The organism is Salinifilum ghardaiensis (genome assembly GCF_054491345.1).
This window is the reverse complement of sequence record NZ_CM137101.1, coordinates 4313573-4328336: the sequence shown is the minus strand read 5'-3', so window position 1 is coordinate 4328336 and position 14764 is coordinate 4313573. Positions and strand designations below refer to the sequence as shown.

Annotated in this window: 13 protein-coding genes; 8 read left to right on the top strand and 5 right to left on the bottom strand. The window is 74.2% G+C overall.

The annotated features are described in order from the left end of the window. Positions 1-98: 98 nt before the first annotated feature. From ACVGV0_RS19695 to ACVGV0_RS19680, 4 genes are all read right to left on the bottom strand, one after another. Positions 99-647: an NUDIX hydrolase gene (locus tag ACVGV0_RS19695; protein WP_459157171.1), complete on the bottom strand. Its 549-nt coding sequence runs from the start codon at positions 645-647 to the stop codon at positions 99-101. Then, positions 644-2008, bottom strand: a complete 1365-nt coding sequence (locus ACVGV0_RS19690; RefSeq protein WP_459157170.1) for a coenzyme F420-0:L-glutamate ligase — start codon at positions 2006-2008, stop codon at positions 644-646. Before ACVGV0_RS19690 ends, ACVGV0_RS19695 begins: the two co-directional genes overlap by 4 nt. Continuing rightward, a complete protein-coding gene (gene cofD, locus ACVGV0_RS19685; protein ID WP_459157169.1) occupies positions 2005-3006 on the bottom strand; it encodes a 2-phospho-L-lactate transferase in 1002 nt (333 codons plus the stop codon). Before cofD ends, ACVGV0_RS19690 begins: the two co-directional genes overlap by 4 nt. A gap of 73 nt (positions 3007-3079) precedes the next feature. Beyond that, entirely contained in the window at positions 3080-3826 is a 747-nt protein-coding gene (locus ACVGV0_RS19680) for a site-2 protease family protein (RefSeq protein ID WP_459160070.1), read from the bottom strand. Positions 3827-4764: 938 nt separating this feature from the next. Here ACVGV0_RS19680 and ACVGV0_RS19675 point away from each other — a divergent pair. Together ACVGV0_RS19675 and ACVGV0_RS19670 are read left to right on the top strand one after the other, a co-directional pair. Then, the gene (locus tag ACVGV0_RS19675; protein WP_459157168.1) at positions 4765-5079 is read left to right on the top strand and encodes a WhiB family transcriptional regulator; all 315 of its coding nucleotides are present in this window, start codon (positions 4765-4767) and stop codon (positions 5077-5079) included. Positions 5080-5214: 135 nt separating this feature from the next. Next, positions 5215-7368 carry a hypothetical protein gene (locus ACVGV0_RS19670; protein WP_459157167.1) on the top strand — a complete coding sequence of 718 codons (2154 nt, stop codon included), beginning with the start codon at positions 5215-5217 and terminating at the stop codon, positions 7366-7368. Here ACVGV0_RS19670 and ACVGV0_RS19665 read toward each other — a convergent pair. After that, positions 7329-7802 carry a metallopeptidase family protein gene (locus ACVGV0_RS19665; RefSeq protein WP_459157166.1) on the bottom strand — a complete coding sequence of 158 codons (474 nt, stop codon included), beginning with the start codon at positions 7800-7802 and terminating at the stop codon, positions 7329-7331. The genes ACVGV0_RS19670 and ACVGV0_RS19665 overlap by 40 nt on opposite strands. 133 nt (positions 7803-7935) lie before the next feature. On the opposite strand from ACVGV0_RS19665, the gene ACVGV0_RS19660 reads away from it, so the two are divergent. From ACVGV0_RS19660 to ACVGV0_RS19635, 6 genes are all read left to right on the top strand, one after another. Next, entirely contained in the window at positions 7936-8313 is a 378-nt protein-coding gene (locus ACVGV0_RS19660) for a DUF3499 domain-containing protein (protein ID WP_459157165.1), read from the top strand. A 242-nt stretch (positions 8314-8555) separates the two neighbouring features. Further along, on the top strand, positions 8556-9905 hold the full coding sequence (locus tag ACVGV0_RS19655; protein ID WP_459157164.1) for a phosphomannomutase/phosphoglucomutase: 1350 nt from the start codon (positions 8556-8558) through the stop codon (positions 9903-9905). 45 nt (positions 9906-9950) lie between these two features. Beyond that, the gene (locus ACVGV0_RS19650; RefSeq protein WP_459157163.1) at positions 9951-10169 is read left to right on the top strand and encodes a Trm112 family protein; all 219 of its coding nucleotides are present in this window, start codon (positions 9951-9953) and stop codon (positions 10167-10169) included. After that, the gene (locus ACVGV0_RS19645; protein ID WP_459157162.1) at positions 10166-11251 is read left to right on the top strand and encodes a hypothetical protein; all 1086 of its coding nucleotides are present in this window, start codon (positions 10166-10168) and stop codon (positions 11249-11251) included. Before ACVGV0_RS19650 ends, ACVGV0_RS19645 begins: the two co-directional genes overlap by 4 nt. Positions 11252-11360: 109 nt before the next feature. Then, positions 11361-12614, top strand: coding sequence for a mannose-6-phosphate isomerase, class I (manA, locus tag ACVGV0_RS19640; protein ID WP_459157161.1), 1254 nt, complete (start codon positions 11361-11363; stop codon positions 12612-12614). Between the two features lie 283 nt (positions 12615-12897). Continuing rightward, positions 12898-14424, top strand: a complete 1527-nt coding sequence (locus tag ACVGV0_RS19635; protein WP_459157160.1) for an amino acid permease — start codon at positions 12898-12900, stop codon at positions 14422-14424. Positions 14425-14764 lie beyond the last annotated feature (340 nt).

The window sequence follows — 14764 nt, the reverse complement described above, 5'->3', positions numbered from 1 at the left end:
GCGACTGGAAGGCGGCGGGGGAAGCGGAAGCAACCGCCCCGCGAGCTGTCCCCGCGGGGCGTCGCTCGACGACACGGCCGGGGGCGGCGGGGAGGCCCTCAGCCGGCTGCCGCGGTGCGCGCGGTGGCCGCGGCGACGGGCTCGGCGACGTCGGACTCCGCGGGCAGCGCGCGCACCGGCCACCAGCGCAGGTCCAGCGACTCGGCGCTGCGCGCGGGCCGGGCGCCCGCCGGCGCGCGCACCGCGAAGCGCACGTCGAAATGCCGCGTCGGCGCCCCCAGCGAGCAGGTGATCGGGTGCAGGTCCAGGTGCACCGGCCGCGGGTCGATCACCAGCCCGTCCATCCCGGACTCCTCGGTGGCCTCGCGCAGCGCCGCGCCGCGCAGCGTCGCGTCCCCGGGCTCGCAGTGCCCGCCGAGCTGCAGCCACCGGCCCACCCGCGGGTGCAGCGTGAGCAGCACGTGCTCCCCCGCGGCGTCGAACACCACGGCCGAGGCCGTGACGTGCCCCGGCGCGCACTCCCGCCGGCAGGCGTCCGCGCGCGCCTCCAGCAGCGCCAGGAAGGCCTGCCGCAGCGTCTCCTGCTGCGGCTGCTCGGGGCGCCACGCCCCGAGCACGTCCAGCGCGTCGCCGTGCGGTCCGCTCACTTCTCGACCAACCCCCCGTCGTCCGGGTCGCGGGGAGGTCGGGGTTCCGGAGCGGGTTCGGCCGGATGGCCGAGGGCCACGCTGCCCAGCGGTTCCCAACCGGGCGGCAGGTCGAGCGCGGCGCGCACCGTTTCCGGGCAGAACAGCGTCGAGGACACCCAGCACGAACCGAGGTCCTCGGCCGCGAGCGCCACCATGAGCCCCTGCACCGCAGCACCGGCAGCCACGGTGAACATGGACCGCTCGGCATCGGCGCGCCGCTCGTCCGGGTAGTCGTGCGCACCGTCGCGGACGAGGAACGGCACCACGATCTCCGGGGCCTCGTAGAGCAGGTTGCCGCGGTTCACCCGGCGCTGCGCGGCCTCCTCGCCGAGCCCGTCGGCGCGCAGGTCGGCCAGCCAGGCCTGGCGCATCGCGTCCAGCAGTTTGGTCCGCAGTGGACGCTCGCGCAGCCACACGAAGCGCACCGGCCGCGTGTGGTGCGGTGCCGGCGCGGTCAGCGCCGCCCCCACGGCGCGGCGCACCGCTTCCGGGTCGACCTCCGCGTCGGAGAACGACCGCACCGAGCGGCGCAGCAGCACGGCCTCCCTGCGCCCCTGGCGCAGCGCTTCCTGCGTGCCGAGGCGGAAGAGGTCGTGCTCGACCGGCCGCACCAGGTCGCGCGCGCTGGCCCGCTCGTCGGTCATCGACAGCCCGCGCACCACCGCCACGGGGGTGCCGCCGAGCTTGCCCTTGACCAGGTCGCCGGCGGCGGCGGCCTCGTCGGCCACGGCGACCTCGGTGACGCTGAGCGTGTTGCCCTGGGCGTCGACGCTGCCGGCGTACTGGTGCAGCGCCTCCACCCCGGCCGCGCCGATCGCCACGTCGGTCTGCCCGTTGCGCCAGGTGCGGCCCATCGTGTCGGTGATGAGGACGCCGACGCGCACGCCGAGCCGCTCGGCCAGCCCCTCCCGGATGCGGCGGGCGGAGGCGTCCGGGTCGGCGGGCAGCAGCGCGATCTGGTCGTCGGCCACGTTCGACGCGTCCACGCCCGAGGCGGCCTGCACGATCCCGAGCTGGTTGCGGGTGATCAGCGTGCGGCCATGGCGGGCGAGCACCGCGGTCGACTCGGAGAGCACGAGCTCCCGGCGGAGCGCGTCGCGCTGGTCGGGGTCGCGCGGGGCCTGCACGATCCGACCCTCGGCCTTGGACAGGATCTTGCTGGTGATGACGAGGACGTCGGCATCGGCCAGCCACGGCGCGGCGGCGGCGATCGCGGCCGCGACGTCGTCGCCCGGGGCGAACTCGGGCAGCCCCGGCACGGAGTGGACGGTGATCCCGCCCGGCGCTCCGTGGTCGCCGCTGGTGCCGTTCGCGGTCATCGCGGCACCTCCAATCCGGCGGCGTCGAACGCGGCGCGCACCATCTCCGCGGTGGCGTCCACATCGGACATCACCAGCGGGGTCTCGCGCACCCGCACCCCGCCGACCTCGCCGGCGTCGCCGGGGTGCACCAGCCACGTGTCCAGGATGCCCCCTTCTCCGCGCGCACCGTAGTGCGCGGCGACGGCGGTGGCCGTGGACTCCACCCCGATGGCGCGCAGGCAGGAATCGGCCATGCCGCGCAGCGGGCTGCCGCCGATGATCGGGGAGACGCCCACCACCGGAGCGGAGGTCTCCCGCAGCGCCTGGCCGAACCCGGGGACCGCGAGCAGCGTGCCGATGCTGACCACCGGGTTGGAGGGAGCGACGAGCACCAGGTCGGCCCCGCTGAGCGCCTCGCGCACGGCGGAGCTGGGGGCGGCCTCCTCGGCGCCGACCGGGACGATCGCGCGCGCCTCGGGGCGCGCGCCGTAGCGAATCCACCACTCCTGGAAGTGCACGGCGCGGGCCTCGCCGCTGTCCGGGTCCTCGATGGCCACGTGCGTCTCCACGCGGTCGTCCGTGGCGGGCAGCAGCTGCACTCCCGGCTGCCACCGGGTGCACAGCGCGCGCGTGACGTCGGTGAGCCCGTAGCCGGCGCGCAGCATGCGCGAACGCACCAGGTGCGTGGCGAGATCGCGATCGCCGAGCCCGAACCAGCTCGGTTCCGCGCCGTAGGCGGCGAGCTCCTCCTTGACCGACCAGGTCTCGTCGACGCGGCCCCACCCCTTCTCCGGGTCGATGCCGGAGCCGAGGGTGTACATGCAGGTGTCGAGGTCGGGGCACACGCGCAGGCCGTGCAGCCACAGGTCGTCGCCGACGTTGACCACGGCGGTGACCTCGTGGGCGCTGCTGCCGGCGTCCTCCGGTCGCCCGTAGGCGGGTAGTCCGAGCGCGGACTTCACTCCCAGCAGGAAGCGGGCGCCTCCGACTCCGCCGACCAGTACTACGACGTTCACGAGCGCGATCCTCGCACGAGTTCCACCCGGGCGGACCGCGAACCCGGCACGGGTCACAGTCCGGGCGGCGGGCCTACAGCCAGAAGCGGAACAGCTCCATGCCGGTGATCGCCAGGGTGGCCTCGCCGCCGACGAGGGAGTACAGCGCGAACGCGCCCCGGAAGAACAGGGTGCCCACGCCGGGGAGGAAGAAGATCGCCGCGACCAGGATCAGCGGTGCCCACGGGCGCGCCTGCGCGCCGAACCGCCGGGCCTGCGGGGACAGCCACGGCTCCCACAGGCCGTACCCGTCCAGCCCGGGGATCGGCAGGATGTTCAGCACGAACGCGATCACCTGGAGGAACGCCAGGTAGGACAACCCGGCCGCGGTGCCCCACGGCATCGGCGCGAAGATGACGATCAGCGACAGCGCGAGGCCGATCAGCAGGTTGGCCAGCGGCCCGGCCGCTGAGACCACCGATTCGGTGCGCCGGTCGCGCAGCGCGGCGTGGTTGATCCACACCGCCCCGCCGGGCAGCGGGATTCCGCCGAGCGCGACGAACAGCAGCGGCAGCACGATGCTCAGCACCGGGTCGGTGTAGCGGCGCGGGTCGAGGGTCAGGTAGCCCTTCAGCCGCACTTCGCGGTCGCCACCGCGGTAGGCGGTGATCGCGTGGCCGAACTCGTGCAGGCACAGCGAGCTCGCCCACCCGCCGATGACGATGAGGACGATGCCGGTGATGCGCACGGGCTGGTTGTCGACGGCGGCCAGCGCGCAGCCGAGACCGGTCAGCGCGAGCAGGCCGAGGAAGATGGGGCTGACTCGTACCGCGGGATTCATCACGCGGCCCAGTGTTGCTGTTCCCCCGCGACCGCGAGTGCGCGGGGCGGGTGTGCCGGCCTCGCCCCGCGGCGCGTGCGGCCGCTGAGTGCGCGCGGACCTCCCGTTGGGTCGGGTGGGCGAGTCCTCGGCCGTTGCGCGCGTGCGCGCGGGAAACTCCGCGGTCCGCCCGGACGAGTGGGAGAGGGCTGCGCGCGGGCGGGGCCGCGCGGAGCGCGCCGAGCCGATGCGCGAGCGCCGCTGAGGTGGACGTGCGCGGAAGCGGCGAGGCGCGGGTCGCGGAAGGCGGGCCGTGGTAAGGCGGGCCGTGGAAGACGGGGTGCGAACGGGCGGGGACCGACGCGCGCCGATGTGTCGGGATGCGGGCGCTCCGCGGGGGTCGGTGCTCGAAGTGCTGGGCACGGCACCGGTGGTGCGGCGGCGATGAGCGCTCGTCCCACCGGTCGTGGGTGCGGTGCTTTCTCAGACGGCATGCCGCGCCGAGCAATGATATGCCTTGATCATGCGGATCAGCGCTGCACGACCGAGCTGAGCTCTCGCCTCGCGCGAACCGCGGTGTGCGCCGCGGTGCTCGGCGGGTTCGGCGTTGTCCCCCTACGGAAGGTTGCCACTTGACCGCAAGGAGCTACCCGGGTGTAATCACAGCAATGTCATTCAACGTTCGGGCGACGTCCGCAGGGGTGACTCGGAACTAATCCGGGGCGGACGTGACGTCCACGACGGGCCGGATTGTGGGAGTAGTTCGGTCGCGCGTAGGTCGGTCGGATTTCGGAAACGGTCAAGCCGAACGGAGTGGCCGACGCGGCGTCATACGTGCCCGCTGCAGTCGTCGGTACCAGTGCCGCCGATGGGCGAGCGAGGAGAGAAGTCCAGGAGTGCGCCCGGGAACGCCCTCTGGGGAGAGGTGCGGGAACGGGAGAATGACGGGGGAGATAAGAATGGTGGAGTCGAGCGCGGACCGTTTGTTCGGTCAGGGGGATGCGCGCGTCGCTGAACTCGACGTCCTGTCCCAAATCGTGAACCTGCCCGGTGAGGAACCGCAGTGGCAGGAGCGCGCGCTGTGCGCGCAAACCGACCCGGAGGCGTTCTTCCCGGAAAAGGGCGGATCCACGCGGGAGGCGAAGCGAATTTGCCAGGGCTGCGAGGTCCGCGACGAATGCCTGGAGTACGCCCTGGAGCACGACGAGCGTTTCGGCATTTGGGGCGGATTGTCCGAACGGGAGCGCCGGAGGCTGAAGCGCCGGGCGAGCTGACCCCCTCCGGTCGGGCGGGGGTTCGCCGCGCGTCGAGCGGTCAGCCGCTGAACGGTCCACTGTGGAAACGCTGAGCCGGTTCGCAGCACTCGGTGCGGGTGGAGCTCGCCCGATGCGGCGCACTAGCCTGCGGCCGTGCCGTTCAGCCCGCGCCGCCGCGCACGCGAATTCCGCGCCGCCCCGCCCGTGGTGCTCACCGCCGTCCTCGTCGCGCTCGCCGTGCTCGCGCACGGCGTGCTCGCGGCCGAACCGCGGTGGGATCCCGCGCTGCACGGTGGACGCCTGTCCCCGGTGGCGGACTGGTCGACGACCTGGCGGGACTACCTGGCCTCCTGGCACGCGTGGTGGGGCGGAACCGCCGCCCCGGCCCCGGTCTCGCTGCTCGTGCTCGCACTGCTCGGCACGGTGCTGGCGGGGCCGGCCACCGTCGCGGCGGGGCTGCTGCTGCTCGGGATGCCGCTGGCCGGCCTGTCGGCCTACCTCGCCGCGCGGGCGATCACCGCGGACGGCCGGCGGCGGGCCGTGCTCGCCGGCGCCTACGCCGTGTTCCCGGCGGCCGCGGTGTCGGCCGGGCAGGGGCGGCTGGACGTGGTCGTGGCCCACGTGCTCGTCCCGCCGGTGCTCGCCGGGCTCGCCACCGTGCTCGGCGCGGTGCGCCCGCAGCGCTCGTGGCTGACCGCGGCGTGCCGGACCGCCCTGGCGGCGGCCGCCCTCGGTGCGTTCGCACCGCTGCTGCTGCTCGTGCTGCTGGCCCTGGCGGTGCTCGCCTTCGTCCTCGTGCCCGCGGGCGGGCCGGACGGCGCGCACGAGTCCGCAGCGGACGTTCCCGCGGCGCCGCGGGGACGCGCGGCCGGGCTGGTCGCGGTGGTGGTGCTCTCGCTGGCCTGCTTGCTGCCGTGGTTGGTGAGCCTGCCGCGGAACCCGGGGGTGCTGCTGCACGGGCTCGGCACGCGGGTGCGGGAGCCGGAACCGGGGGGCTGGCTGCTGCTGACGAGCCCGGACGGTTCGGTGGTGACGTGGTTCGGCGTGCTGCTGCCGCTGGCCGCCCTCGCCGCGGTGCTCGGCCGGTCAGGGCTGCTCGGGCGGTCAGGGCTGCTCGGGCGGCGCGAGTCGCACGAGCGGGCCGGCCGCGGTCTGCTGCCGCCGATCCTCCTGCTCGGGTGCGGCTGGGTGCTGGCCGCCGTGGTCGGCGCGGTGTCCGCCCCGCTGGTCGGCTCCGCGCAGAGCTCTCCCGGCTGGACCGGGGGGCCGCTCGTGCTCGTGGCCGCGGGCAGCTGCTGGGCGCTGCTGCGCGCGTGGACCGATGCGGAGGTCCGCGAGCCGGGATCCTGCGAACTGGGGTCCTGCGAGCCGGCGCGGTCCGGCGTGCGGAGCGGGCTGCGCGGCTTCCCCGGCCCGCGGAGCGCGCTGCGCCGGGTGAGTCTGCGGCGGGCCGCGGGGGCGGCGGGGGTGCTCCTCCTCGGCGCTGCCGGGGCGGTCGCCGCCTCCGCGGGGCCGTTGCGCGCCGTGGAACCGCTCCACCGCGAGCTCGCGTCCGAACTGGCCGGTCCGGGATCGGTGCTGCTGCTCGACGCCGGCGGCGGCCCGCGCCTGGTGCGGGAGGTGCCCGCGCGGTACGGCGTGGACGGCACGGCACCGGTTCCCTCGACCTCGGAGTGGGTCGAGCGGGTGGAGCGCCGGGTGGAGCGGGCGCGGCCGCAGGAGCTGCGGGAAGCGGTGGCCACCGCCCGCACGCACGGGGTGGGCCACCTCGCCGTGCGCGATCCCGCACCGCTGCTGCGCCACGCCGGCGATCTCGTCAGCGCCCGCGGGAAGCTGCCGGACGGGCGGAGCGTGCTGGGGCTGGAGGGGGAGGTGAGCCCGGTGCGGCTGCTCGGCCCCGATCTGTCCCGGCAGTCGCGGCTGACCGACCGGCTCGCCCCCCGGGCCCGTCCGCGCGAGGTGCCCGCCGAGCTGGACACCGCGCTCGCCCCGGGCGTCACCCTGCGCGTCTCGGACGGCGGCGCCGGGCGGCAGCTGGTCTTCGCCGCGGCGGACGAACCGGGCTGGTGGGCGCGTGTGGACGGTGAACCCGTCGGGCTCGCCGGGGCGTGGGGCGGACAGCTCGCGGTGCCGCTGCCGGAGCACGCCGCCCGGGTGGAGCTCGGCTTCGCGCACGGCCCCCGCGTGGCGCTGCTCGTGGCGCAGGCCGCGGCGATCGCGTTCACCGCGGCGGGGGCGCTGCCGGAACGGCGCTCCCGCCGGGGGCCTCAGCGGCCTTCGATCACGTCCGGGTCGAGCCCCAGGTAGTGCGCGATCTGCTCCACGAGCACGTCGTGCAGCAGGTCGGCCATGTCGGTGCCGTCGCGCGCCCGCGTCTCCAGCGGGCGGCGGTAGAGCACGATCCGCGCCCGGGTCGGCAGGCCCCGCCTGTCCACACCGGCGGGCACCAACCGCGCCAGCGGCACGTTGGAGTCGACCACCACGTCGTCGTCCCACACGAGCTTGTCCGGGGCGGTGGTGGTCAGCTCCGGGACCTCGTCGACGGCCACGTCGAGCTCGGTGAGCTCCGCGTGCCAGCGCTTCTCGATCGGCTCGAGCGCTTCCAGCACGAGCGCGTCGAAGATCTGCGAACGGCTGCGCGCGATGGGGACGGAGGAGGGGTACAGCGGCCCGCGCAGTCCCCGCCCCCTCCTGTCGCGGCGGGCCAGCCGGCGACGTCGAGATCCACGTGCTGTCACCACGGGACGAGGGTACGCCTCCACCCGCTGTCGGGGAGTGACCCATCCGGAGGGCAGCGGGCCGAGCGGCACCGGTGCGGGCGTTTTGCGCGTGGCCTCCGGCGGGGACTGGACGAAGGGCGCTATCGTGCGTGTCGTGCGGAGCGTGAGGCGGTGTTCGCGAGCCGGGTGTGCGAACCCGGCCGTAGCCACGCTCACCTATGCCTACGCCGATTCCACCGCGGTGGTCGGTCCGCTCGCCACCTACGCCGAGCCGCACAGCTACGACCTGTGCGAGGAGCACGCGACGCGGCTGACCGTGCCGAAGGGCTGGGAGGTAGTGCGGCATGAGGGTGAGTTCGCTGCGGTGGAACCCACGGACGACGACTTGACCGCGCTGGCCGAGGCCGTGCGGGAGTCGGGGTCGGCGGATGCGGAGGTGGCGACGGCCGAAGCGGACACGCGGGTCGCTTCCCGGGGAAATCGGCGGGGGCACCTGCGTGTGGTGCCCGACCCCGCCGAAGAGGGCCAGTGATGCTGCCCGTGCGCGTCGAGGCCCCGCCGACGAGGGGCGTGGCCGGGCCGGGAGGCCCGGGAGCCGGTGAGCCCCCTCGGCCGGGAGTTCGTCCGAGCGGGGGAACGGCGGTTGCTGTGCGCGGAGCCGCGACGGACCGATCCGAGTGACGAACGGCTCGTGCCGTCCGGCGCGGACCACAGGTGGCGAACGCGCCGGTAGGCTTTGCCCTGGTCGTGGTGAACAACGCGGGAGGGTGAAGCGTGCGGGACCTGTCGGAGATCGTCAAGGCCTACGATATCCGCGGTGTCGTGGATGAACAGCTGGACACCGGCGTGGCGGCCGAGATCGGCGCCGCGTTCACGCGAGTCGTCGGAGGTTCGGCGGTGGTCGTCGGGCACGACATGCGCGAGTCCTCGCCGCGGTTGGTGTCCGCGTTCGCCGACGGGGTGACCGCGCAGGGCCTCGACGTGATCAACATCGGCCTGGCCAGCACCGACATGCTCTACTTCGCCTCCGGGCAGCTGGACCTGCCGGGGGCGATGTTCACCGCCAGCCACAACCCGGCGCAGTACAACGGCATCAAGCTCTGCCGCTCCGGTGCCGCCCCCGTGGGGCAGGACAGCGGGCTCTCGGAGATCCAGGAGCTCGTCGGGCGGGGCGTGCCGGAGTTCCTCGGCCAGCGCGGTTCGGTCACCGAGCGCGACATGGTCGCCGACTACGCCGCGTTCCTGCGCGAGCGCGTGGACCTCAGCGGCAGCCGTCCGCTGCGGATCGTCGTCGACGCGGGCAACGGCATGGGCGGGCGCACCGTGCCCCCGGTGTTCGAGGGGCTGCCGATCGAGATCGAGCCGCTGTACTTCGAGCTCGACGGCACGTTCCCGAACCACGTGGCCAACCCCCTCGAGCCGGAGAACCTGGTGGACCTGCAGCGGCGGGTGCGCGAGGTCGGCGCCGACGCGGGGCTGGCCTTCGACGGGGACGCCGACCGCTGCTACGTCGTCGACGAGCGCGCCGAGCCCGTGCCGCCGAGCGCGATCACCGCGCTCGTCGCCGCGCGGGAGCTGGCCAAGGAACCCGGCGCCACCGTCATCCACAACTTGATCACCTCGCGGGCGGTGCCCGAGATCATCGCCGAGAACGGCGGGAAGCCCGTGCGCTCGCGGGTGGGGCACTCGTTCATCAAGCAGACCATGGCCGAGACCGGGGCGATCTTCGGCGGGGAGCACTCGGCGCACTACTACTTCCGGGACTTCTGGCGCGCCGACTCCGGGATGCTCGCCGCGCTGCACGTGCTGGCCGCGCTGGGCGAGCAGTCGGAGCCGCTGTCGCGGCTGATGGCCGACTACGCCCGCTACGCCGCCTCCGGGGAGATCAACTCCACCGTGACCGACCAGCACGAGCGCATGCGTGCCGTGGCCGAGGAGTTCGGCGGTCGCCCCGGCGCTCGGACGGACGAGCTCGACGGACTTACCGTGGAGTTGCCGGGCGGTGCGTGGTTCAACCTGCGCCCGTCCAACACCGAGCCGCTGCTGCGGTTGAACGTGGAAGCCGGCGACACCGGGAGCATGGCCGCGCTCCGGGACGAGGTCCTCGCGATGGTCCGCGCGTGACGCGCGCCCGCGCTCCGGGGTGCTCCGGCGAGGTTGGGAGGAAACGTGGCCGTTGAACTGGATCCGCAACTGCTGGAGATCCTGGCCTGCCCGGGTGACCGCGGCCCGCTGCGCACCGGGGCTGGGCCCGGGGGTGAGGCCGATGCTCTGACCTGCACCACCTGCGGCGCGGTGTTCCCGGTCCGGGACGGCATCCCCGTGCTGCTGTGGGACGAGGCGCAGCTGCCGCCCGCAGTGGCCGGAAGCGGCGGGGAGCAGGGGTGACCGCCGTGCTGGACGACACGCTCTTCGAGGACCCGACGCGGCTGCTCGACGTGGACCGGCGGGAGCTGCTGCGGACTGCGGCGCTCGCCGGGGCGCAGGTGCGCTCCGCCGCCGAACGCGCGGCGAGCGCGGGCGTGCCGGACTTCGGCGGGGAACGCCCCCGGGCCGTCGTGCTGCTGGCCCGCCCGGGCCTGGGCATGCGGGTGTGCGAGGTGCTGGCCGCGCTGGCCGGGCGGGCGTCCGTGCCGATCGTGGTCGCCGAAGCGCTGCCCGCCTGGGTCGGCGCGCTCGACGCGGTGTTCGTGCACGCGGCCGACCAGGGCGACGCGGATCTCGCCGAGGCCGTGGACACCGCCTCCCGCCGGGGTGCGCGGGTCGTCGTGGTCGCCGAGGAGGAAGGCCCCGTCGCGGCCTCCGGTGCGGGTCGGGCGCTGCTCGTGCCGCCGACGTTCCCCGTGCCGGAGGAGCTGTCGTTCGCCCACGTGTTCGCCGTCGGGCTGGTGGTCTTCGCCGAGCTGGGGCTGCTCACCGTCGACGTGGAGGCCCTGGCCGCGGAGCTCGACAGCATGGCCGAGCAGTCCCACCCGGCCAAGGAGTCCGTGGTCAACCCCGCCAAGACGCTGGCGCTGCGGCTGGCCGACCGGACCCCGGTGCTGTGGGGCGTGGATCCGGTGAGCACGGCCGTCGCCCGGCACGGCGCGTTCGTGCTCGGCTGCCACGTCGGCGTGCCGTGCGCGGTGGCCGACTACTCCGAGGCGGTGGCGCAGCGCACGCTGCACCGCATGGCCGGTGAGGCCGGATCGGCGACCGCGCTGTTCGCCGATCCGGAGGAGGACGAGGAGTACCCGCTGCGGGTGTTCCTCGTCAGCGCCCGCCCCGATGAGCGCGGTGTGCACGCGGAGCTGGGCGCCACGCGGGACCTGCCGGGGGCCGACCTGGTGACCCCGGACGAGTCCGTCGCGGCCGATCCGGTGCTGCGGGCTGCGGTGCTGGCGGTGCAGCTCGACTTCACCGCGGTCTACCTGGGGTTGGCCGCGGGAACGCTGGACGGCCCGAGCTGGAGCACGGTGGCCGCCTCGTAGCAGGCGCCTCCGGGGCGAGCCCGGGACCGCGGGCGGTGCATGATGCGATGGCCAGGTCGGGCGCGGCGCGCGACCGCCAGCAGGAGAGGACGAGGAAGCGAGAGCCACTGTGGAGTTATTGCGGAACGCGGTGCGCCCGTATGCCTGGGGCTCGCGTACCGCGATCGCGGAACTGCTCGGCCGCCCGGCGCCCGCGCCGCACCCCGAAGCGGAGCTGTGGATGGGCGCGCACCCGCAGGACCCCTCCCGCGTGGTGCGCGCCGACGGGTCCGAGGTCTCGTTGCTGTCGCTGCTGCAGGACGATCCCGATCACCACCTGGGCGAGCAGTGCGTGCGCCGGTGGGGCGAGCGGCTGCCGTTCCTGTTCAAGGTGCTGGCCGCCGACGAGCCGCTGAGCCTGCAGGCGCACCCCTCCGCGGAGCAGGCGGCCGCGGGGTTCGCGCGGGAGGAGGCGGCGGGGATCCCGCGCAACGCGCCGAACCGGAACTACCCGGATCCCACGGCCAAACCGGAACTGGTGTGCGCGCTGACCGAGTTCCACGCGCTGGCGGGTTTCCGGGACGCGCAGCGGACGGTGCGGCTGCTCGACGCGCTGGACGTGCCCGACCTGCGCCCGCACCGGGACCTGCTGGCCGCCCAGCCCGGACCGGCCGGGCTGCGGGCGCTGTTCACCACGTGGATCACACTGCCCGAGCACTTCCTGCGGCAGGTGCTGCCGCAGCTGCTGGACGCCTGCGTGGCGCACGTGCGCCAGCACGGCGAGTTCGCCGCGGAGTGCCGCACCGTGCTCGAACTCGGCGAGGCCTACCCGAACGACGCGGGCGTGCTGGCGAGCCTGCTGCTGAACCGGCTGGTGCTGCAGCCGGGCGAGGCGATCTTCCTGCCCGCGGGCAACCTGCACGCCTACCTGCGGGGCACCGCGCTGGAGATCCTGGCGAACTCGGACAACATCCTGCGGTGCGGGCTGACGCCGAAACACGTGGACGTCCCGGAACTGCTGCGGGTGCTGGACTTCGGCTGCGGCGACATGCGGGTGCTCAAGGGGGAGTCGCTGGACGCGAACCGCATGGTCTACCCGGTGGGGACGGACGAGTTCGAGCTGTGCCGCCTGGACTGGACGGAGGCCGAGTCGAGCGCTGTCGAACTGGGCGCGGCGAGCCCGCAGATCCTGCTGTGCACCAGGGGCGGTGTGCGCCTGCGGCGGGCGGGCGCGCGCGGCGGCCACCGGGTCGACCTCCCGCGCGGGCGGTCGGTGTGGCTGCCGGCCGGTGACCCCCCGGTGGAGGTCCTCCCGGCGGAGCTGGACGCGGACGGGCAGGCGCAGGTGTTCCGCGCGGCGGCCGGAGTCGCGCCGATGCGGTGAAACACCCCGCCGGGTGCACTGCTGCCGGGCACACCGCCGGACGTCCGCGCCCCCACCGGGGCGCTGCTCCGAACGGAGGCCCACGATGCGGGAAGCGGGGCATCCGCCGCACCCGGGTGCGCACCCCCGCTGGAGCTTCCGCCGGCGCCGCGGCGCGCCTCGGCGAACGCGATCACAAGTAGCTAACGAAACACGCGGGGGAACCGACCGCCCGCATTTCTCCCACGTCGTTCGGGGGATAAGGTTCCCATCTGACCACTTGGGACGACAAAGGGAGGCGGCAGTGCCAGGCACGGGCCTGTGGCGCACCAAGTCGGTTGAACAATCGATCTTGGAGACCGACGAACCGGATACGAAACTACGCAAGAATCTCGGCACCTGGGACCTGATCGTCTTCGGTGTCTCCGTCGTCATCGGTGCGGGCATCTTCACCGTGACCGCGCGCACCGCGGGCGACGTCTCCGGCCCTGCCGTATCACTGGCGTTCGTCATCGCGGCGATCGCGTGCGGACTGGCGGGCTTGTGCTACGCCGAGTTCGCTTCCACCGTGCCGGTAGCCGGGAGCGCCTACACCTACTCGTACGCGACGTTCGGCGAGTTCGTCGCGTGGATCATCGGGTGGGACCTGGTGCTCGAGTTCGCCGTCGCCTCCGCGGCGGTGAGCAAGGGGTGGTCGAGCTACGTCGCCGAGGCCTTCGGCCTCATCGGGCTGGAGGTGCCCAACGCGATCGACCTGGGCCCGGTGCAGTTCGACTGGGCCGCGGTGCTGCTGGCCGGCGTGCTGACCCTGCTGCTGGCGGTGGGGACGAAGCTGTCCGCGCGGGTCAGCCTCGTGATCACCTCGATCAAGGTCGGCGTGGTGCTGCTGGTGATCATCGCCGGCATCGCCTTCATCAACGCGGCCAACTACACCCCGTTCATCCCGCCGGCCCAGTCGGAGACCGAATCGGGGCCGGCGCTCGAGCAGTCGCTGTTCTCGCTGCTCGTCGGTGGCGAGACGAGCACCTACGGCGTCTTCGGCCTGCTGGCGGGCGCTTCGCTGCTGTTCTTCGCGTTCATCGGGTTCGACGTGGTCGCCACCACCGCCGAGGAGACGAAGAAACCGCAGCGCGACGCGCCGCGCGGCATCCTCGGCACGCTGCTGATCGTCACCGTGCTCTACGTCGCGGTCTCGCTGGTGCTCACCGGCATGGTCCCGTACACGGACCTGGCCACCCAGGACGGTGAGCAGTCCACACTGGCCACCGCGTTCCAGATCAACGGGGTGACCTGGGCGGCCTCGATCATCACGCTCGGCGCGCTCATCGGTCTGATCACCGTGGTCATGGTGCTGCTGCTGGGGCAGGTGCGCGTGCTGTTCGCGATGTCCCGCGACGGGCTGGTCAGCCGCAAGCTGGCCAGGACCAGCGAGCGCACCGGCACGCCGGTGCGGGCCACGGTGCTCGTCGGCGTCGTCGTCATGCTCGCGGCGGGCTTCTTCCCGGCCGAACGGCTCGAGGAGATGGTCAACGTCGGCACGCTGTTCGCGTTCGTGCTCGTCTCCGCCGGCGTGATCATGCTGCGCTACAAGCGTCCGGACCTGCCGCGCGGCTTCCGCGCGCCCGGGGTGCCGGTCGTGCCGATCCTGGCGATCATCGCCTGCCTGTGGCTGATGCTGAACCTGACCGCGCTGACCTGGGTCCGGTTCCTGGTGTGGATGGCGGCCGGCATCGTCATCTACTTCCTGTACGGGTACCGCAACTCGCGCCTCGGCCGCGGCGAGCTCCGCGAAACGAGCTCCGACGGGGGCGGTTCGGCCAGCGGCGACTGAGCCCCGGCGACTGGGCCCCGGCGACTGGGCCCCGGCGACTGGGCCCCGGCGACTGGGCCCCGGCGACTGGGCCGCAGCGGCTGAGCTGCTGCGGCCGGGCCGCGGGAATTGGGCGGCGGGAACTGGCTCGCGGCCGGCACGTGCGGACGGCGCCACCGCTTCGGCGGTGGCGCCGTCGTCGTTTCCGGGGTTCCCGCGGGGAGCCCGTCCCCCGAACGGATTCCCGGAGATCGCCCCGATCGCGGCGACGCCCTCCGCGGGCTCCGGCGCCGCGGGCTCCGGCGCCACGCGGGCGCCGCCCGCGTGGCGCGCCGTCGCACCTCTGCGGGGATCCCGCCGC

What these genes read in the sequence shown, in the direction of transcription:
- ACVGV0_RS19680 (WP_459160070.1), bottom strand. Translation starts at nt 3,826, where the DNA reads ATGAATCCCGCGGTACGAGTCAGCCCCATCTTCCTCGGCCTGCTCGCG.
- ACVGV0_RS19675 (WP_459157168.1), top strand. Translation starts at nt 4,765, where the DNA reads ATGGTGGAGTCGAGCGCGGACCGTTTGTTCGGTCAGGGGGATGCGCGC.
- ACVGV0_RS19690 (WP_459157170.1), bottom strand. Translation starts at nt 2,008, where the DNA reads ATGACCGCGAACGGCACCAGCGGCGACCACGGAGCGCCGGGCGGGATC.